Consider the following 19,349-nt stretch of genomic DNA (forward strand, 5'->3'; position numbering starts at 1 on the left):
TTGCGTGAAAAATTGACCGGCCTGTTTTGCAAAATTTACCTGAAAGAATATGATCTCTTGTATCAGATCAATTCAAATCCCCGCTCTCCATGGATGGCGGAGTCAAGTCCTTCCCTCTCCTGATCAGCGTCCACCCGAAGACCAGATGTTAACATTTTTGTAATAAGCACCACCACAAAGGTGGCAATGGCGGAAAAGGCAATGGTGGCAATAACGGACAGAAACTGTGCCCACAGCTGACCGGGATTGCCATGGAACAGGCCTGCAATGTCACCGGTGATGGCGGGATCCGCAAACAGGCCTGTACCAAGGGCGCCCCAGACACCGCATACCCCATGGACACCGAAGGCATCCAGGGAATCATCATAACCCGCCTTCTTTTTCAGGACAGACACACTGAAATAACCGATGACACCGGCCACAGAACCCAAGATAATGGAGGCAAACAGCCCCACAAACCCTGCCGCCGGGGTAATGGCCACAAGTCCTGCCACAACCCCCGATGCAATGCCAAGCACCGTGGGTTTTCCGCTGAATTTCCACTCAATGAGCATCCAGGCAATGGCTCCAGCGGCAGCCGAGGTGTTGGTCACTAAAAAGGCTGATGCCGAAAGACCGTCGGCGGCCAGGGCACTTCCTGCATTGAACCCGAACCACCCGAACCACAGCAACGCCGCACCCAGTGCTGTCAGGGCAATACTTGAAGGAAACATGACATCTTTCCCATATCCCTTTCGTTTGCCAAGCATCAGCGAAAGCACAAGACCTGCCACACCCGCATTGATGTGAACCACATTGCCGCCTGCAAAATCAAGGGCACCCAGCACCTTGTCCATCCAGCCGCCCCCCCATACCCAGTGGGCCACAGGTGTATATACAAAGGTCAGCCACAGCACGGAAAAAACCAGCCAAGCAGAAAACTTCATGCGGTCCACCACCGAGCCCAGCACCAGGGCAAGGGTGATGCAGGCAAAGGTCATCTGGAACACCACAAACACAAAGCTTGGAATGGTACCGGAGAGGGAACTGATGGTCATTCCCTTTAGAAAAAGAGAATCAAGATTACCGATAAAGGCACCCTCCCCGCTGAAGGTGAGGCTGTATCCCCATCCCACCCAGATCAGACTGCCGATGCAGTAAGCCACAAAGGTCATGGCGTAGGTGTTTAACAAATTTTTGTACCGGGACATCCCGCCGTAAAACAGAGCAAGGCCCGCCGGTGTCATCATCATCACCAGGGCCGTTGCCACGATGATCCATGCGGTGTCTCCACTGTTTAATGTTGGGGTATCTCCAGCAAATGCCAGACCCGATAATAATGAAATGATAAACCCTGTTATCCCTGTAATTTTAATCAGCATGTAAACCCTCCGTCACCTGATGATCTATTAATCATTCGGTTAAAAAATTTGGCTAAACCTGAATTGTTCATAAAAGCAATTATTTGATATTTATAATACTCAAAATCCATGCCATACGCACAAAATGTGCATAAACAATTTATTTTAAAAGAAATATTTACCTTTTCCAAAAGAATAGCAATGAGCCAACATTACAAAAAACGACTACAATTTTGTTTTCATGCAAGTTAAAATTACATTTTGGTTCTAACAGATCAGGTGGGACCGAGAAATTTGGGGCAGGGGCAATGTTTTGGATTTTATTGCCTGGATATGCCATGCAAAAGTAGTGCGGAGGGAAAAAAGGGATAGGCTTGCTCACAAAATGGGCAAACGGTGGCAGGTGACCCATTTTGTGAGCAAATTCAGAACATTTTCAGATAATCATATTGATGTCCTGCAAAAACATCCACAGGACATCACCACCGATACAATAACGCTATTTTCGATGCCGGGCCGGAAGCTCCCACTCTTCCACCGTGGTGGTTTCGTAAATCTCCTCCCAGCCAGTGATCATGCCTGAAATATGACTGAACAGAGAATGTCCGGTGGTGGTCATGTACACATGCACCAGAAGAAAGGAAACCAGCATGAATGCCAGCAACGTGTGCAGCCAGGCCACCGGCGCCAGGGGAATCAACATCCCGGCCCAGGAGTTCCAGGTGTAATAGAAAAGACCCGTCAGCATCTGCACCGGCAACAACAGGGCTGAAAGCCCCAGATAGGTCAACCGCTGCAGCGGGTTGTGCTTAGCCCCGGGGGATTTCTCCACAGGGTGGGATTTTCCCTGGAAGATACCAAAGGCATAGTACATCATCACGGCAAAGAGTTTTTTAGTAGTGGGAACATATTGCTTCCACTCCCCGGTGGTGAACAACCAGAAGACAAAAAAGGCAAACAATACCAGCCAGGACAAACCGATGAAATTATGCACATTCACGGCCCGCTGGAACCCCAGCAGGGAATAGGTGCCGTGGATTTCAAACCCGGTGACAAGCAGGGTCATGATCATCAACGCCTGAAGCCAGTGCCAGAAACGTTCATATCGGGTATAGAGATATATTTTAATGATTTTTTTATCATTCATGGCTGTTACTCCTTTGCGTTTTTCCGGGTGAAAAATCGGCCCAGTCCATGGAGTCCCACACCGCCCAGGGAACCCAGTACAATCAACCAGCCCAGTGAATCCACAGGGGTGGATTTATCCCGGCCCGGCATGTAAAATCCCGTAAGGCTTGATAATCTACTCTCTTCCCGGTTGTGGCACTGGGTGCAGGAAAGGGCTTTGCTCTTGGGGGCCACCATGTGGGTGATGGGAAAGGCGTAGGTGGTCTCTACAAAATCAAATTCCCCGGAAAAGGGCAAATTCAGGGTTTTATTTCCCAGAGTCAGGGCCTCATCCCAGTTAAAGGTGGTCCAGTATCCCTTTTCTCCGGAAAGCAGCGGTGCCAGAAGGGTTTTATGCACCTTGTCATAGGGCTGTTTTCCCCGGTGGATCTTGAATGGAAAAATGCGGGAATCAGGATCATTGGCATCCCCCATGGGCTGGCTGACCTTGACCACTGTGCCAGGATCAATGACATCCTCTGCCGTGGTGCTGGTCTGGGTGCCGTTGGACCAGAAATATTCCGGCACCACATTTTTTTCCCAGGTCATCTCACCTTTGATGGATTTATAGGTTTCTTTCCCGAGATCTCCCACGATATCATAGGGTTTTCCCTCTTTAAGGTGTCCGGCCTTTGACCAGTCCCAGCTCATCTTGGTGGGATTGACCCTGGCATACTCAGGAATATGGCAGGACTGACAGGCCACCTTATCCGTGTGATCGTTCATTTTGGAATCGTTTTTATGGGGGGCATCACTGTGGCAGGAAACACAGGTAATCTTGGGGGCCAGATCATCTTCTAAAAGACTCTTGCTGCTCTCCACCGCCGGGTTGGTATAAATTCGACCGGCAATGTTATGATTGGTGGTGGTGTGGCACCGGGTACAGGTGAAATTTTTACCATCGGTGCCCATGTGGACATCCAGCATTTTATTGGGTTTCATCAACGAGGTATCCAGATCTCCGTGCTTGACCCCGTCGCCGCCGCCGCCTTTGAAATGACACTCACCGCAGTTATTACGGCCCGGAAGACCCACCTTGCCGGCAGCAACTGAGACGTCCGCCTGGATTTCGGCCATGATTTCCCTGGATTCTGGATCATTGTCTTCGGAAAAGGCCTTGATATCGGTGAAGGCCTCGGTGTAATTGAACTTCTCCGTGCCATGGCATTTCAGACAATTGACTTCATTTTCAATGCCGTTCCACCCGGCATGGCATTTCAGACAAGCCTTGTCTTCCATGTTATTGGCGGAAATACAAAAATTGTTAACAGAATAACCTGCCTTTCCATATTTCATATCCTTTTTATCGCCGGAGGCAAGCCAGGTCCAGTGAATGGTTTTATGAAACTGGGTGGATGCCTCGGTGTGACAGGAGAGGCATGCCCGGGTAATTTCATCGCCGGAGGTGAAGGGTTTCTTCAGGGCCTCATGCATGGTGTGATCGGTGGTGATCCATTTTTGTTCCCGTTTCACAGCCTGTTTGGCCAGCTTTCTGCCAGGAGCCTCCTCGTTCCCTTCACCGGTGGCAGACAGGGCTTTAAAAGAAGTGCCTGCCAGCAGAAAAACCGATAATAACAGCGTCAATACGATTGAGGCGGTTTTCTTTATCATTCAGACCTCCGTAGGGAAGAGACTCACAAAGGGGCCACATCGGTATGAGAAATGCACCGGTTAACGTCATTTCCCCTTCACCGTGGCCAAAATCATGATCCAGTCCCCTGCATTTACAATTGCAATATTCAGAGAAAATAATACCGATGCGCGTTTTGCGCCATGCCTTCCCATGAGATCAGGGGCATGGTCATTTATGATGCCATGCCCCTGCCAATATTATTTACAGGTTGCCGGAGAGGGTGAATCCGCTGCATATCCGTAGAGATAGGAATAAATATCAAGGACATCTTCATCACTCAATGCGGCCCACTCCTTACTGCACTTGAAGTCTGCAAAATCTTTGTTCTCAAAAATCCGCTGCCACTGGGCCATGGTTTTGTCGCTGGGGCTGATGGGGGGTTTCTGGGAATCGACTTCACCCCTTTCAGAACAGGCCTTATATACCTTTCTGTACGTATATTTCCCCTTTCTTTTGTTACCTGCAGGGCCTTCGTCGGCAAAACAGATCAATGTGGAAACCATCAGAAATACAAATGCCAGCGTGGAAACAATTATTCTCTTATTCATTTTTTTCTCCTTATTTTTTGGGGGATTGATCACCGCACCTGCATCTTTTCACAGCAGATACGCCAATGGAATCAAGCCCATTTTTTACATCTGCCACATCCATCTGGACAGATGCCATTCTTTTTAGAACCTCATGCTCAGTTCTTTTGCCGGGGGTATCACCACCAGCAGATGACCTTGTCATGATCAAAAATATCCGTCACCAGGCTATCCCAGTCCAGGCAGGGATCATAAAGTTCCACCACTGATATAACCATATCCCGGGAGAGCACATCAAACAATTGGCGCACCGTGTCATCGGGGGGAGATTTCAGTATATGCAGAACTTTCATTTCTCTTCTCCTGATCAGAATCTCATGGTGGCCGAAGCGTATACGTCCCAGACCTCATCCACGATGGGGAAAAGACCGTCAAAGGAGGTGGCCTTGGAAATTTTCACCGGCTCACCCAGAGGATTCCCGCTTCCGGTGTATTCGTAATCGTAGAAGCGGGCACCCAGTTTTACAAAAAAATTCCGGCCGAATACGGGCTGGATGTAGTAGCCTTCATACACACTGCCCCGTGTGGCAAGCTTACTGCCCACCAGAGAATCTTCTGCACCGGTGAAGTTAAACCAGTACTGGGACCCCCAGTTGTACTCCAGGCCCAGACGTCCTTCCAGGGGCATGGGAAAAATGGCGCCGGCATAGATGCTGTAACCATTGTGGGATTCAAGTTTACCGTTGGAGCTGAGCAGTCCCTGGCCCATCATCTCATAAAAAGGATTGGCGGAAATGCGGGAGGGATCGGTGCGGCTCCAGGAAGTGGCCAGAAACACGTCAATATCCTTTTCCGTCTCTTCATAGAGATTTTTTCGCAGGAGCAGTGATGCCGCGTCCCAGTCACCAATCTCCGTTGAGGGCTGCATGCGGGAAATGTATCCACCGCTGTTCTGGTCAAAATAGTACTCGGCAATGCCATCACCGTTCTGATCGGATTTACTCACGATAAAAGGCATCACAGTAAGCCCTGTGAAACCGTCGGTGATATCCCAGGCATGGGCATAATTGAGCACGGCACTGAAGGAATCATTGTCAAACAGGGTGGCAATGAATCCCAACAGATGGACATCATCCACACTGGCCTGGCTCTCCTGCAGGGAGTAAGAGTTGCCCCAGTCCCCTTCAAATCCCACGCCATAGCATAATTTGAAGGCGGCACCGGGAATACCGGTGGTCTCTTCCAGTCCAAAGCTTAAAGAGGCACCGTCAAACTGCCAGTTGATGATGGTGGCAAGGGGGGATCCCCCCACCAGATCATATTCGCCATACTCCAGCGGGGGACCATTGGTGGCGGGGCGACGGCCCAGGGAAAAACTCACCGGAACGTTATTGACATCTTTTCGGTACATGAAATAGGCCCGCTCCAGGCGGATGGTATCCCCATGGGGCAGAGAGGTGGTGGTGCCATCCATGGTGACATCACCCAGGCTGCCCTGATTAAATTTTACACCTGTGGAATCCCCCCACACCTTGTAGGCGGCAAGCCTGCCGGCAAAGCTCAAATTGGAGTTGACCTTGGCTGCCATGTCCAGATGAAATTTATTGGTATAGATGATATCGTTGTCCACATCATTTTCTTCCAGGGGGGGGACCATACCCGCCATGGCCATGCCCTGCATGCCCTGCTGGATCTGATTGAGAGTGGCACCGTTAAACCCCCCAGCGGTTGCCGGGGTAAAAAAGCTTCCCACCATGGCAGAAGGGGCTGACAACATGCCGTTGTAATGGATGGAGTCTGCCTTGGATCGAAGCTCAAGGCCAAGAGAAACCTTGTCCGTGGCCGTGTGAAGCTCTGCCTTGTCCAGACGTTTCCCGAGATACTCTACTTCTTCCTTATCCTTTTTATCGGCTTTTTCAAGGGTTTCAAGTTTGGTTTTCATCATCTCCATGGTACGACTCATCTCTTCCAGCTGTTGCTTTAACATCTCCACCTCGGTGGAGGCAAAGGCAGGCTGAAAAACCAAAACCATGGCAAGGGCTATTAGATAAATCAACGGTTTTTTCATTTTGATTATCCTTCCGTTTTTGTGATTTCAAAGGAACCGACTATCTTGAAGGAACAAGCGCCCTCAAGATCGTAGGTATTTTTAAGGGAAGGCCTTACATCCTGAACCATGTAGTAGGCCTCACCGCTTCTGGCACCGGTGGAACAGATGAACACAACGGGTTTATCCTGGGGCAGATCCTTTATCTTGCCCTCAAGGTGGTCCACAGGAATGTTCACCGCATTTTTAAATGAACCTTTTTCAAACTCATCCGTATCCCTTACATCCACGATCATCAGACTGTCGGGGCTACCGACCATGTTTTTTTTGAATATGGCGATGTCCATGCTGCCTTCCACTTCTCCGGGTTTCACCGCAATTTCTCCGGTGGCACCATGGGTCTTTTTCCATTCCGGATATCCCATGGAAAACACTTTAACATCGGTATACCCCAGCGCCAGGGCCGCCACAGCGGACTTATGGCTTAATTTGCAGGCCAGGCCGCCACAGTAGTAAATCAGCAACGCATCTTTATCCGCCGGAAGCAGATCCACTGATTTGTCAAACTGACTGTCCGGAATACTCACCGCACCGGGGATATGCCCATTTACATACTTGGGTTTATAAGGCCTTGCATCGATGATGTATGACAGTTTTCGGCATGGGATCGGCAATGTGATTTTTAACAAATTCCACATCTACAAGGCTGTGATACTGCCATTCCGGAGCGGATACGACATTTTTTTCAGCGGTGGCACAGGCCATTGTAGCCGTTAGAAGCAGCAGTAATATCACCCCCCCCAATACCTGTTTTCAACTTCATTCTTTTCCTCCTCTATTTCCATGAAATATGGACATCCTTCAAAAGTCGTTTATACGTTTCCGGCGCATTTCCCATTTTCAGGGGCATTTTCCCCAAAAAGGGGGAGGTAATTTGGGGCGCATTTGAAGGATGTCGAAATATGCTTAAAAAAATACGGACAAACGGAATACATATGATAAATAAAGCAAAGAACATGCCATCATGGACATTACAGACAAATAACCTCTGGGTTCGGACCGCCCCCTCTCAAGCAGATAGCACTAAAAAAACAATCATATCGTAGAGTTAATCACCACATCGGCCACATCAAGGAGAGGTCAGAATTGCCTTGTTGACACGTTTATTAAAAGCCTCTTTATGCACAGACCGTTGTTAAAAGCACAACAATACAGGCCTGAGTCCCCTGGTTCATTATGATAACTGACCGAAGTTATAACCACTCCCCATCTCGCTAAAATTTAGCTTTTTTTATTGTTAAGGGAAACCGTTTGTGTTAACGTTTGCTATTAACACAATTAACATCCAGGAGGTAACCTGTGGACATTGGTAAACACTGGCGCACCATTATTGAATCTGTCCAGGATGGCGTCATCATTGTGGACCCCCATGGAAATATCGTTACCGCCAATACCACGGCATTGCTCATGACCGGATACAGCGAAACAGAACTTCAGGGCCAGTCATGCCGAATTTTAAACTGTACCGGATGCAAAATCGTGGGCAAGGGACCAGGCCCACAGTGGTGCGGGCTCTTTTCCAGGGGATTGATCCGTGATAAAAAATGTCTGATTTCACACAAAGACAAACGATCTGTGCAGATACTGAAAAGTGCCAACGTTTTTTACGACGATGATGGCAATATCGTGGGGGCCGTTGAAACCCTGAAGGATATTTCAGATAATATTAAATACGAAAATGAACTGCTCTCCCTGAAAAAGACCTATCTGCTGGATGATGGTTTTCATGGTATTGTGGGCAGAAGTCCGGCAATGCAGAGCCTTTTTGAACTCATTGAACATGTTGCAGTGACACAAACACCGGTGATGATACTGGGGGACAGCGGGACCGGAAAGGAACTGGTGGCCCGGGCCGTGCATGAAACCGGTGCCAGAAAGAACAAACCCTTTATCAAGGTCAACTGTGCGGCCCTCAATGAAAGTCTTCTGGAAAGTGAATTGTTCGGCCATGTAAAGGGCGCCTACACCGGTGCCGACAGGAATCGCATCGGACGTTTTGAGGCGGCCCATGGGGGATCCATATTCCTTGACGAAATCGGGGATATCCCCATGCCCATCCAGGTAAAACTGTTGCGGGTGCTGGAGGAAAAAAAGATTGAAAAAGTGGGGGACAATGTCTCCATTGATGTGGACGTCCGCATCATCACCGCCACCAACAGAAACCTGGAAAAGCTGATTGAAGAAAAAAAATTCAGGGAGGATCTCTTTTTTCGAATCAATGTTTTTCCCATCCACTGCCCCTCCCTTTCCACGCGACTGGAGGATATCCCCCTCATCGCCCAGCACTTTGTGAATGTAAATGCCAGAAAGACCGGCAAAAACATATTGGGATTCACCCCCGGAGCCATGCGGCACCTGATGGCCTACCACTGGCCGGGCAATGTGCGGGAACTGAGAAATGCCGTGGAATATTCCTTTGTTCTTTGCAACAGCAGCAGCATTGGAGAAGAGCACCTGCCCGAACGGGTGATGCTCTGTGATCCCTCTGGAAAAAACGCAAAAGCTATCTACATGGCTTCGGATCTGGAACCCGCGGTCTCCCTTCAGGAAGAACGTGCCCAGCTCATCCAGGCATTGAAACAGGCCCGGGGCAATCAATCAAGAGCTGCCAGAGCCATTGGGGTCAGCCGGGTCACCGTGTGGAAGCGCATCAAAAAGCATGGCATTGATCTCAAGCGGGATCTTGCCTGACATGCAATGTCCCCCACGGATGGCAGATCTTGAATTCAAATCCGATTATTTATAAATATTCGGCTTGATCATGTAAATGTTTCGGCAGTGCCTCATATTCGGCTGATGGGTGTTGACGAATATTTACAATTATTTTATTATCTTATCGGGATCAATACCCGTTGTTTTATTTTTTTCATCCTTGCCTGCCACCTGACAGGCATTTTTCATTCATGTGGAAATTCCCATTTTGGGAAGGATATATGCCTGCAGCAGCACATACACACCAATAAATAAAAGTACCCAGACCATTTCTTTCATACTCGCCTCCATTTTATGTTGCGATCAACCCCCGAATCCAAAAACTGAGACCGCTTACCGGCACTTCAGGTAAAAAACAGGCTTGATCTTTTAAACAATTAAGTTGCCTGACCGGGACAAACCAGAGCCCAAAGGTTATCTGATGCTCTGACCCCACTTACACGAAAATTATAAAATAATATGCAAAATACAGACCAACATGACACAAAAAATTCAAACCATTAAAAAAACCGGGGCTAATTCACCCCTCCTGGGTCCACCAGTACCTGAAGCTGCATAAGGCCGGCCCCATTTTGTCTGTTTTTACTTTTATTTCCCGGGCATGTGTTGTAAGCATATTTCAATAATGACTGCAGGGTCAAGGGTTGTTATGAAAACCTGTGGCCCATGCTCCATCTCCACCGCCTTTGCTGCTGAAACCCGGGGTACAAAGTGGCACGAATATTGATTGTCTTACTGCCAATCACAAAATTTTCAGCTGATGATCACCTTTTTTCAGGCAGGTTTTTAAATTTAAACAGGATGCTCTCGTAAAAAGTCCCGGGTCCAGTTTTTAGGTGACATTTATTGTGGTCGAGCAGACATTAACCCTGCAACCTCACTTGCCGGAATTGTTTCAGCATATTGAGTGTATGCACTTTTTAAAACACAACATGTAACAAGGCTGAAAACAAGTAGCGTTGTAGGTTTAAACCCGAACATGATGTGGCAAATAATCCATGAACCGACGTTTTAGCGGTTCATCAAACAAAAACAGAGGAAAAAATAATGGGCAGATGTAAATTTCATCCAGAACGGGAAACAGCGTATAAATGCATGAAACACGACTATTACCTTTGTGAGGAATGCCTTGAGTGCAAAGATCCAGACCTATACTGCAAATTCAGATCTTCGTGTGCCATTCATTTTCTTTCCAGAAAAGGATTTGAAAGCGGTGATAAAAAAATAGCGGAAAAAATCACTGCTCAATGAGATTCTTCCATTAATGATCCGGGACATTCCCTTGTTTTTGGTGCTATTTTATGATAACTGCATCTCTTCAGCGCAAAACCTTTCATATTAAACATTCCGGGGTGCTGGATACCCAGCCCCATTATTCAAGGAGCCGTCCATGAGTGCATGTCCATGTTGTTCAGAAAAAGAGTACAGCCAGTGCTGCGAACCCATTCTCAAAGGAGAGCTGTTGGCCCAGACCCCGGAGGCTCTTATGAGATCCCGGTATACGGCCTATGTACTGGGCAATATTGACTATCTTGAAGAAAGTACCCACCCCGATGACCGGGGTGACTTTGATGCCCAGTCCACCCGGGACTGGTCGGAAAATTCCCAATGGCAGAAACTGGAAATTCTCAACGCCACAGGTCAGGAGTCGGAAGCCACAACAGGAACGGTTGAATTCATAGCCTTTTTTGCCAGGGAAGGCATTGACCAGAAACATCATGAACGGGCCGTATTCAAAAAAAAGGAAGCGCGCTGGTATTTTTCCGACGGCAATCCAGTGAAACCAGCCCCTGTAAAGAGAACCACCCCCAAAGTGGGCCGCAACGATCCCTGCCCCTGTGGAAGCGGTAAAAAATATAAAAAATGCTGTGCATAATCCCCCTGTCCCGGGCCTTCCCCTGACATCATGGATATTGCCGGACAAGAGAACAGGATCAGATGATTCACAAGGACATCACCAATGATCAAGGATATTTCCCTGGCAATTCCCCCTGAAAAAATCGGGGATCAGGCGTTTATTAAGAAATGTGCAGCCGGAAAGCTTGGACTTTCTCCTGAAGATATTGACGCCGTCCAGATAAGACGCAGGTCCATTGATGCCAGGGGACGAAAACCCCTGTACCAGGTTCACCTACTGATTTACCAGGGAGAAGGTCTCCAGGCACTTCATACACCGGTAAGGTATACACCCGTAGGTTCCGGACAGCATGAGACCGTGGTGGTGGGCAGTGGTCCTGCAGGACTGTTTGCGGCCCTTCGCCTCATTGAGCTTGGAATCAGACCCATTGTTCTGGAACGGGGTAAAAACGTGCGGGAACGGCGCTTTGATCTGAAAAAAATCAACACAGACGGTATCGTCGACCCCGATTCCAACTACTGCTTTGGAGAGGGGGGAGCCGGTACCTACAGTGACGGAAAGCTCTACACCCGATCTCTGAAGCGCGGCAATGTCAGAAAAATACTCTCCCTGCTGGTACAGCATGGTGCAGACAAAGACATTCTGGTAAATGCCCATCCCCACATTGGTTCCAATCGCCTGCCAAGAATCATCGCCGCCATCAGAAAGACCATTGTACAATGCGGCGGAGAAATTCATTTCAATACCCGGATCACGGACCTGGAGCTGGAAAAAGGCCGCATGGTGGGTGTCAACAGCCGGAACACATCCTTCCAGACCCGGGCCGTTATCCTTGCAACAGGTCATTCCTCCCGTGACATTTACCAGCTGCTTCGCCGGAAAAACATTCTCCTGGAGGCTAAGCCCTTTGCCCTGGGGGTTCGGGTGGAACACCCCCAGGAACTGATCAACCAGATTCAATATGGTACTTACGCAGACAGCCTCCACCTGCCGCCAGCCACCTATTCCCTATCCTGCCAAATCAATGGAAGGGGTGTTTACTCCTTTTGCATGTGCCCGGGAGGCATTCTGGTACCGGCAGCCACCGCCCCGGGGGAACTGGTCTTAAACGGCATGTCCAACTCCCGGAGAAACCTTCCCTTTGCCAATGCAGGGATGGTGGTGAGCATTGATGAAAGGGCTGTCAGTCAATTTGCTGATTTAAAGTCGTTTGCCGGTCTTGCGTTTCAGCAGGATATTGAAAAAAAGGCCTTTACTGCCGCTGAAAACACCCAGCAGGCACCCGCCCAGCGTCTGACGGATTTTATAAATGATAAGGTTTCCGCAAACCTACCCGCATCCTCGTATATTCCGGGAATTACCAGCCACCGACTCGATGACATTTTGGGGACACTGATTGCCCAAAGCCTGAGAGCGGCATTCACCATGTTTGACAAGAAAATGAAGGGTTTTGTGACAAGGGAAGCCAAGGTCCTTGCCGTGGAAAGCCGAACCAGCTCCCCGCTGAGAATTCCCCGGTTGCAAGACACCGGGATGCATCCCCATGTTCCTGGCCTGTTCCCGGCGGGGGAAGGGGCTGGATACGCAGGTGGCATTGTCTCATCTGCCATAGATGGGGAAAACAGTGCCAATGCCGTGGCACAATTTTTCTCCCCTACCCTTTTATCTTCTGATATCCGCCCATGACTTTTCGATTGAAAATATCCAGCACAAAGGGTATCCTCCACAGGGTTATACGAAACGCCCCATTTTTTTTAACCGCGCTCTTCACCATGCCCCGAATACAACACGCACTCATCACCCATGGAAGCGGAATAAAAATAAGCACTTGGCCCGCATATCGCTCAATCTTGATAACCAGTGGACACGCTGGTTCCGGCTGGGTAATCGGGCATAAAGCTCTGCCCGAAGATCATATCCGAATTTTTTTATGATGGAGGTTTTACCATGGTATTTAAACAATTATTACGTCCAGGCACATTAATTCCTCTTTTTTTATCAGTTTTTATTTTTGTAATTGCAAACCAGTGCATGGCATGGTCCTGGTCAAAAAAACAACAAGATAAGGATCTCCCCCAGATACTCCGATTTGCCGTCCATGTCAGTGATGTGGGCAAGATGGACCCCCATTTTGCGGCAGGGTCCCAGGATCGTTCCGTTGCAGACATGGTATTCAACGGGCTGCTGAGATACAAGCCAGGTAACGCACCCCACATAGAACCGGATCTGGCGGCTGGTATGCCGGAACTGTCCCTGGAAAAGGGTCGTCAGGTCTGGAAGGTTAGCCTGCAAAAGGGCATCCTATTTCATAAAGGCCCCAAAACCCCGGCCTACGAATTAACCGCAGACGATGTGGTGTATTCATTTAAAAAAGCCTCTGCTGATAAACGATCGGCCTATGCCGGGGATTACGAGGGCATAAACATTCAGAAAGTAGATAATTACACTGTGAAATTCATACTTTCAAAGCCCCTGTCCTCCATTCTCTTTTTCCCCAAGATCACCAACTATAACGGTGGTTTCATTGTCAGCAAAAAAGCCATGGAAGCCATGGGGGATACCGCCTACGCACAGCACCCTGTGGGAACAGGCCCTTTCATGTTCCAGGAACATATTCCTGGCAAAACACTAACCCTTGTGGCCAACCATGATTATTTCAGGGGGAAACCGGCCCTGGATGGTGTCACCCTTTATTTTCTTCCAGACACGGAAGAACGAAAAGCCGGGCTGCTCAATGGTACACTGGACGTTATCATAGGATCAGGTAATAAAGGCTTTGCACAGGAATTGCTCCAGCATGATGGCATTGATATTGATACCCATGGTGTTGGAGAGGTCACCGCCATTTATTTTAATACCAGTATCCCCCCCATGGACGACATCAAGGTTCGCAAGGCCATTGCCTATGCCCTTCATAAGGAATCATACCTTAATATATATAATGCCGACCATGCGGGGTACGTTTATTCGCAGGTACCGGCACAATTTCTTCCCGGGGGCTTGACACAGACAGATGTCAAGGCCCTGGGACTGGACTATGAAGAAGATGTCAAAAAGGCAAAAAAGCTTCTGTCCCAGGCCGGGTATCCCAATGGATTCATGCTGGATCTGGTGGGGTCAGAAAAGCGAACTTACAGCAATTTTTACAGAATTCTCCATGAACAACTGGCACGCATAGGAATTGTCTGCAACATCAAAATCCTACCCCATTCCGAAATGCACCGGGAAATCCGGAACAATCCCAGGCCCATTGTTATTTACACTGCCTGGAGACCCAATGCCGACGTATTTCTAACCCGATTTTTCCATTCGGACTCCATCCTTCTTACCGGTGTCAAACCCGATACCAATTTTTCCCACTACACAAAAATAGACAAACTCATTGAAGCGGCCCGCCATGAAAGCAACCCGGAAAAACAAATCAAACTGTGGCACCAGGCCCAGATCAGAATTTTAAGTGACATGGTGGCATACCCGGTCATATATGCCAACATGCGAACCCCACGCAGAAAATATGTCTCCTATGGGCACCCGGTGATTTCATCCATGGCCCTGTATCCCCAGTTCACAGAAAAAACAAGGCTGATGCCCCATCTACTGGGCACAACCGAAGTTGATACGCCCATGGTCACAATGCACCAAAGGTAAAAAATCGGGCTTAATCATGACATCGACCCGCCTGTGGAGAGCTCAGCCTTGCGTTATTGACGCTTTTATTGAAATCTGCCTTGAAAAAAGCATAGAGCCTGATACAAAACTCAGGCTCTAATACCACATAGCCTGACCCCGTTGGCCCACCAAATGTGACGGGTAGCCCATGGGTGACCAAGCCCGGAAAATGGGAATGCGGCCAACCGGAGAACTTATGACTGATGAGTCAATAATAAGGATTTATCTGAACTTTATATCCCAATATCCCCTTTATTTCTGACATTTGTTTTTCAACTCGCTCCTTAATGGCATCGCACTGGGACTCCGGCACTTTTAAAGTCACATTGACCTTTTTATTAGTGACGGAAACCACGGCACTTGGAAAATCAAAAAGTGCATAACTCACGGTGGCAGACAGCACTTGGTCCGCAAGGATTGTCTCAGACAGGGGCGTTTCCTGGAACAATGGCAGGCTGGCTGTGTTGGCAATAATATCAACGGCATCATCCTCAGAAAGATGACCGATACGTATCACCAAATTGTAATTGGCTGGCTCAAAGATATCAATACCATATAAAAACATGCACCAGCGACGTCGTTCTTCATCATCTTTTTTCAATATATACTGTGCCTTTTCCATGGAAATGCCCTCCCGGACCATTTCCCCTTCCACTCGGCTTTGGGTGTCGGCAATAATTCGTACCTTCAACACATGGGAAATGTCCTTTACCAGATGATGACCTGCCAGACCGTGGTACACCAGATTTCCTTCCATGAACCGCTGTAGTAATGCCCATCGAATGGCGGTTAGATACCGTTCTTTCCCGTTGGGGAAACGATCAAGAATCGAAAAAGCATCGTTCAAACCCCGTTTCAGCTTAATTTCCGGCAGATGAAAGTGCTCCAGATTGTCAAGCACTTGATCCCTCGATACACAGCCAAAATTCAGTTTTGAGGCCAATTTTTCAGCCACAGATTTACCGTGATAATAACTACCCCTGGAAATTGTGATAATAGGCATAATAGACTCCTTTGGATTCCCTTTTCGCTGATTTTAACAACAGGCTATAATGAAAACAAAGCGCTGCTTTTCAATTTTCGGGCTGGTTCATAGCATGGGCCATCCATCATAGTTGGCGGGCTTAATTATAACATAAAAAAACTTGATCATCGCGTTTAAAAACCCGATCCTGTATGATATGAAAAAAAACTCACATTAAACTAAAAATAAAAAGGAAAACCATGTTAACTTCAAAAGACTTTTATCTTGTAGTAAAAAAACCCCCCATTGCCTGGGTCTATCTCAACCGACCCCACAAAAAAAATGCCATGAACCTCTCTGCGTGGACTGATTCACCTGCCATATTTGAAGAGCTTGACAAAGATCCGGATATTCGTGCCGTCATAATGGCGGGCAAAGGTCCCTGTTTCTCTGCGGGTATTGATCTAATGGGCATGATCCCGGAACTGCCGGAACTCATGGATAACTCACAGAAAGGGGGGATTAAATGGAAATTAATTCCCAAAATAAAAAAACTGCAGGATGCCATCTCCTGCATAGCATGGTGCCGAAAACCGGTTATTGCTGCCATCCACGGGTACTGCATCGGTGCCGGCCTTGATATGGCAACGGCCTGTGACATCCGAATCTGCTCTGAAGATGCTGTTTTTTCCCTGCGGGAAGCAGCTGTGGGGTTTGTGGCCGATGTGGGGGTTCTCCAGCGCATCCCCGCCATTGTGGGTCAGGGCCATGCCCGGGAACTTGCCTACACTGCCAGAGACATCTCCGCCCGTCGGGCAAAGGAAATTTTGTTGGTGAATGATATCCATGAAAATCAGGAAACCCTCATGGTTAATGCAGAAAAGCTGGCCCTGGAAATCAGCAGCAATTCCCCCTTGGCGGTTCAGGCGTCCAAGGATGTGCTCAACTACGGAGTGGGGAAATCTGTGGAGGATGGCCTTAAATATGTGGCCTCCATGAGTGCCAATATCATCCCCTCCAATGATCTCATGGAAGCGGTGACGGCCTTTGCCGAAAAGCGTAAACCCACATTCACCGGAAGCTGAACTCAATCAGCAAGAAAAACCTCAGAAATAAGATTAAATGCATGAAGGGCGCATTCGCATTTTTCCGGTCGGGGGTATTCGACATGGGACTAACCTGCGTTATTGTCGCTTTTATTGAAGATTGACTTGAAATACAGACATCTGTAAAAAGCATAAAGACTGATAAAAACCTCAGCCTTCAATAGCAAACGTCTAGCCCCATTGGCACTACAGATGTGGCTAGAGATACATGTTGTGAGCAAACCCTGTCTTGATGCTGAACAATGCAGATATCTTTAAGGAAAAGTAATTCCATGGTTCTAAACAACCTATTCCCCGTCTTTGCCCTCCTGCTGATGGGTAAAATCTTAAAAATCACCAAGTTCATAAATGAAGGTTTTCTGGCCACATCAGACCGCCTGGTTTATTTCATCTTTTTTCCCTGCATGCTGTTTTACAAAATCGGTGGAAACAAGGCCGCAGAAACCCTTGATATGGCACTTCCCCTTGCCGGGCTGTGCGCCCTTTTTTTTGTCTTTATTCTAAGCACCCTTTACATTGTGTATGGCAGTGTCACCGATTTTCAGGCGGGGTCCTTTTCCCAGAGCTGCTACCGATTTAACACCTACATCGGCATGGCCATTGTGATGACTGCCCTGGGTGAAGAGGGTATTGTCAGATTTGGACTTCTCATCGGGGTGCTCATCCCCATCATAAATATACTTTCCGTATCCCTACTCATCTGGTTTTCAGGAAGGGAATACACCATTACCCAGCGGACAGTAAAATTTGTTAAAGAGGCGGTGTCAAACCCCCTAATCCTTGCATGTTTGGCTGGTTTTATTTTTTCGCACATGGGAAGTGGTTTTCCTGTCTTCATTGACAACAGCCTGAAGCTGATTTCCATGGTCACCCTGCCCCTGGCCCTTATTTCCATCGGCAGTGCCTTTACCCTGAAAAACATGAAAGGCTATCTGCGACTATCCATGGTCTCCGCCACCTTCAAGATGATTTTTCTTCCCCTTTCAGGAGTTTTGTTCATGAGCCTTTTTGGAGTCACCGGTGTAGAATTCAAGGCCGGACTTATCTTCTTTTGTCTGCCCACATCCACCTCCATTTACATTCTGTCTTCCCAGATGCAAAGTGATACAAACCTTGCTTCGGCAAGCATTGTTTTTTCCACCCTGGCATCATTCTTATCCCTGTCTGTGGCCCTTTTAATGATGCAATAAACAAATTTCCGGGCCTTCTCACAAAATAATTTCAATTAACCCATAAAAAGCAATCCAGCTTTTGGAAACCTTCATATGTTTCCAAAAGCACTTTACACTTTTTTAAAAATGACCATCGAAGAATGGCTATTCTCCTCGTGAAAGTGTAAAGCAAAAATGAATGATGCCCAGCTCTTTTTAACAATGGCACTATTATTGCATTATATTTTTGTTATTTAATGATGAAAAACAAACAGGGGGCATTTACAGTTAAACCCGCTTGATAAATGGCACTAAAATGTTTAGGATAACAAGACATCCCTTTATTTAGATGGAGGATTTTCATTTGTTTACAGAAACCATATCCTATCAGGCCGCATTGGTAGCAGGGCTGCTTTCTTTTTTCTCCCCCTGCATCCTGCCCCTGATTCCGGCCTATTTCACTTTCATCACAGGCTTATCCTTGGATGAGCTTACAACAGATACCCGCAAAACCCGGCAAAAGGTGATTCTGGCCACCCTTTCCTATGTCTGCGGATTTTCAACGGTGTTCATACTGCTTGGGGCATCAGCCTCGTTCATGGGGGGAGTCCTTACCCAATATTCCTGGATTGTAAGATACGTGGGAGGCGGTATCATTTTGTTATTTGGATGTCATCTTCTGGGAATTATCAACATCAAGGGTCTCAACTTTGAACGGCGGATGCATATCAATGAAAAACCCATGCATGTCATGGGCACCTTTGTCATCGGTATGGCCTTTGGTGCCGGGTGGAGCCCCTGCATCGGTCCCATGCTGGGCTCCATACTTATTGTTGCGGGCAGCCAGGAAACCGTCATGCAAGGTATTGTGCTTTTAAGCATTTATTCAGTGGGACTGGCCCTGCCTTTTCTTTTAATCTCTTTTTTCATCAACAGAATTCTTGTCATCATGAAGCGGGCCACCGGGATTCTTGGTTATGTAAATAAAGTGGCGGGAATTCTGCTCATTATCATGGGAATTTTACTGATCACAGATAAATTCAGACTCCTGGCCACCCTTTAACCCCCCGGCACCCACAACCAATGAACCCATCGCCCAGCAGCCATAAACCCAG

The 19,349-nt window shown here is 47.8% G+C and carries 17 protein-coding genes; 8 read left to right on the top strand and 9 right to left on the bottom strand.

Going from position 1 to position 19,349, the window contains the following annotated elements:
• Positions 1-62: 62 nt before the first annotated feature.
• The 8 genes from ACYQ2M_RS03200 to ACYQ2M_RS03235 form a co-directional block, all read right to left on the bottom strand.
• On the bottom strand, positions 63-1,361 hold the full coding sequence (locus ACYQ2M_RS03200; RefSeq protein WP_459914870.1) for an ammonium transporter: 1,299 nt from the start codon (positions 1,359-1,361) through the stop codon (positions 63-65).
• A 478-nt stretch (positions 1,362-1,839) separates the two neighbouring features.
• Positions 1,840-2,487, bottom strand: a complete 648-nt coding sequence (locus ACYQ2M_RS03205) for a cytochrome b/b6 domain-containing protein (RefSeq protein ID WP_459914871.1) — start codon at positions 2,485-2,487, stop codon at positions 1,840-1,842.
• A gap of 5 nt (positions 2,488-2,492) precedes the next feature.
• The gene (locus ACYQ2M_RS03210) at positions 2,493-4,118 is read right to left on the bottom strand and encodes a tetrathionate reductase family octaheme c-type cytochrome (protein WP_459914872.1); all 1,626 of its coding nucleotides are present in this window, start codon (positions 4,116-4,118) and stop codon (positions 2,493-2,495) included.
• A gap of 219 nt (positions 4,119-4,337) precedes the next feature.
• On the bottom strand, positions 4,338-4,688 hold the full coding sequence (locus ACYQ2M_RS03215) for a cytochrome c family protein (protein ID WP_459914873.1): 351 nt from the start codon (positions 4,686-4,688) through the stop codon (positions 4,338-4,340).
• Between the two features lie 10 nt (positions 4,689-4,698).
• Entirely contained in the window at positions 4,699-4,872 is a 174-nt protein-coding gene (locus tag ACYQ2M_RS03220) for a hypothetical protein (protein WP_459914874.1), read from the bottom strand.
• The gene (locus tag ACYQ2M_RS03225) at positions 4,847-5,020 is read right to left on the bottom strand and encodes a hypothetical protein (protein WP_459914875.1); all 174 of its coding nucleotides are present in this window, start codon (positions 5,018-5,020) and stop codon (positions 4,847-4,849) included. The genes ACYQ2M_RS03220 and ACYQ2M_RS03225 overlap by 26 nt, the downstream gene beginning before the upstream one ends.
• 14 nt (positions 5,021-5,034) lie before the next feature.
• On the bottom strand, positions 5,035-6,735 hold the full coding sequence (locus ACYQ2M_RS03230; protein WP_459914876.1) for a DUF3373 family protein: 1,701 nt from the start codon (positions 6,733-6,735) through the stop codon (positions 5,035-5,037).
• 5 nt (positions 6,736-6,740) lie between these two features.
• Complete coding sequence (locus ACYQ2M_RS03235) at positions 6,741-7,403, bottom strand: rhodanese-like domain-containing protein (RefSeq protein ID WP_459914877.1); 663 nt, start codon at positions 7,401-7,403, stop codon at positions 6,741-6,743.
• A gap of 670 nt (positions 7,404-8,073) precedes the next feature.
• On the opposite strand from ACYQ2M_RS03235, the gene ACYQ2M_RS03240 reads away from it, so the two are divergent.
• From ACYQ2M_RS03240 to ACYQ2M_RS03260, 5 genes are all read left to right on the top strand, one after another.
• On the top strand, positions 8,074-9,465 hold the full coding sequence (locus ACYQ2M_RS03240; protein ID WP_459914878.1) for a sigma-54 interaction domain-containing protein: 1,392 nt from the start codon (positions 8,074-8,076) through the stop codon (positions 9,463-9,465).
• 1,068 nt (positions 9,466-10,533) lie between these two features.
• Entirely contained in the window at positions 10,534-10,737 is a 204-nt protein-coding gene (locus ACYQ2M_RS03245; protein WP_459914879.1) for a hypothetical protein, read from the top strand.
• Positions 10,738-10,876: 139 nt separating this feature from the next.
• Positions 10,877-11,362 (top strand): YchJ family protein, encoded by a 486-nt coding sequence (locus ACYQ2M_RS03250; protein WP_459914880.1) that lies wholly within the window; start codon positions 10,877-10,879, stop codon positions 11,360-11,362.
• 84 nt (positions 11,363-11,446) lie between these two features.
• A complete protein-coding gene (locus ACYQ2M_RS03255) occupies positions 11,447-13,030 on the top strand; it encodes an NAD(P)/FAD-dependent oxidoreductase (RefSeq protein WP_459914881.1) in 1,584 nt (527 codons plus the stop codon).
• Between the two features lie 261 nt (positions 13,031-13,291).
• Positions 13,292-14,992: an ABC transporter substrate-binding protein gene (locus tag ACYQ2M_RS03260; RefSeq protein WP_459914882.1), complete on the top strand. Its 1,701-nt coding sequence runs from the start codon at positions 13,292-13,294 to the stop codon at positions 14,990-14,992.
• A 229-nt stretch (positions 14,993-15,221) separates the two neighbouring features.
• On the opposite strand, the gene ACYQ2M_RS03265 is transcribed toward ACYQ2M_RS03260, so the two are convergent.
• A complete protein-coding gene (locus ACYQ2M_RS03265) occupies positions 15,222-16,016 on the bottom strand; it encodes a cytidylate kinase-like family protein (RefSeq protein WP_459914883.1) in 795 nt (264 codons plus the stop codon).
• 221 nt (positions 16,017-16,237) lie between these two features.
• On the opposite strand from ACYQ2M_RS03265, the gene ACYQ2M_RS03270 reads away from it, so the two are divergent.
• The 3 genes from ACYQ2M_RS03270 to ACYQ2M_RS03280 all read left to right on the top strand — a co-directional run bounded on the left by ACYQ2M_RS03270 (position 16,238) and on the right by ACYQ2M_RS03280 (position 19,297).
• Positions 16,238-17,062 carry a crotonase/enoyl-CoA hydratase family protein gene (locus tag ACYQ2M_RS03270; RefSeq protein ID WP_459914884.1) on the top strand — a complete coding sequence of 275 codons (825 nt, stop codon included), beginning with the start codon at positions 16,238-16,240 and terminating at the stop codon, positions 17,060-17,062.
• Positions 17,063-17,355: 293 nt separating this feature from the next.
• The gene (locus tag ACYQ2M_RS03275; protein WP_459914885.1) at positions 17,356-18,273 is read left to right on the top strand and encodes an AEC family transporter; all 918 of its coding nucleotides are present in this window, start codon (positions 17,356-17,358) and stop codon (positions 18,271-18,273) included.
• Between the two features lie 325 nt (positions 18,274-18,598).
• A complete protein-coding gene (locus ACYQ2M_RS03280; RefSeq protein ID WP_459914886.1) occupies positions 18,599-19,297 on the top strand; it encodes a cytochrome c biogenesis CcdA family protein in 699 nt (232 codons plus the stop codon).
• The last annotated feature ends 52 nt before the right edge of the window (positions 19,298-19,349 follow it).

This window comes from Desulfocicer niacini, from assembly GCF_054657595.1.

Coding starts and splice junctions, on each gene's coding strand:
- ACYQ2M_RS03250 (WP_459914880.1), top strand. CDS start 10,877: ATGAGTGCATGTCCATGTTGTTCAGAAAAAGAGTACAGCCAGTGCTGC.
- ACYQ2M_RS03245 (WP_459914879.1), top strand. CDS start 10,534: ATGGGCAGATGTAAATTTCATCCAGAACGGGAAACAGCGTATAAATGC.
- ACYQ2M_RS03230 (WP_459914876.1), bottom strand. CDS start 6,735: ATGAAAAAACCGTTGATTTATCTAATAGCCCTTGCCATGGTTTTGGTT.
- ACYQ2M_RS03225 (WP_459914875.1), bottom strand. CDS start 5,020: ATGAAAGTTCTGCATATACTGAAATCTCCCCCCGATGACACGGTGCGC.
- ACYQ2M_RS03210 (WP_459914872.1), bottom strand. CDS start 4,118: ATGATAAAGAAAACCGCCTCAATCGTATTGACGCTGTTATTATCGGTT.
- ACYQ2M_RS03260 (WP_459914882.1), top strand. CDS start 13,292: ATGGTATTTAAACAATTATTACGTCCAGGCACATTAATTCCTCTTTTT.
- ACYQ2M_RS03220 (WP_459914874.1), bottom strand. CDS start 4,872: ATGACAAGGTCATCTGCTGGTGGTGATACCCCCGGCAAAAGAACTGAG.
- ACYQ2M_RS03255 (WP_459914881.1), top strand. CDS start 11,447: ATGATCAAGGATATTTCCCTGGCAATTCCCCCTGAAAAAATCGGGGAT.
- ACYQ2M_RS03270 (WP_459914884.1), top strand. CDS start 16,238: ATGTTAACTTCAAAAGACTTTTATCTTGTAGTAAAAAAACCCCCCATT.
- ACYQ2M_RS03275 (WP_459914885.1), top strand. CDS start 17,356: ATGGTTCTAAACAACCTATTCCCCGTCTTTGCCCTCCTGCTGATGGGT.
- ACYQ2M_RS03200 (WP_459914870.1), bottom strand. CDS start 1,361: ATGCTGATTAAAATTACAGGGATAACAGGGTTTATCATTTCATTATTA.
- ACYQ2M_RS03215 (WP_459914873.1), bottom strand. CDS start 4,688: ATGAATAAGAGAATAATTGTTTCCACGCTGGCATTTGTATTTCTGATG.
- ACYQ2M_RS03265 (WP_459914883.1), bottom strand. CDS start 16,016: ATGCCTATTATCACAATTTCCAGGGGTAGTTATTATCACGGTAAATCT.
- ACYQ2M_RS03205 (WP_459914871.1), bottom strand. CDS start 2,487: ATGAATGATAAAAAAATCATTAAAATATATCTCTATACCCGATATGAA.